General features: G+C 68.8%; 1 protein-coding gene. It reads left to right on the forward strand.

The annotated features are described in order from the left end of the window. Positions 1–343, forward strand: a 343-nt coding sequence (locus ACOJB8_RS41270; RefSeq protein WP_475018023.1) for a histidine kinase dimerization/phospho-acceptor domain-containing protein, incomplete at both ends; no start/stop codon positions are given.

The raw sequence follows: 343 nt of genomic DNA on the forward strand, positions 1-343 counted from the left end.
CTGTCGGCCGAAATCGACGCGCGCAGCGAGCACGACCTGCAGCCAGTCGAGACCGGTCAACTGCCGGTCGAGGTGCGGCCGTTCGTCGTGGCAATCAACCGGATGCTCGGACGTGTGGCGCAGTCAGTCGATGCGCAGCGCCGCTTCGTCGCCGACGCAGCGCACGAGCTTCGCTCACCACTCACGGCGATGCCGCTGCAGGCGGAGCGGCTCAGCGAGACGGATCTACCGGTTGACGCACGCGCGCGCCTGACCACGCTGCGTGGCGGCCTGGAGCGCAGCCGCAAGCTGATCGAGCAGTTGCTCGCACTCGCACGGATACAGGCGAAGACAGCGCGGCCCA

Source organism: Paraburkholderia sp. BR10141 (genome assembly GCF_056155635.1).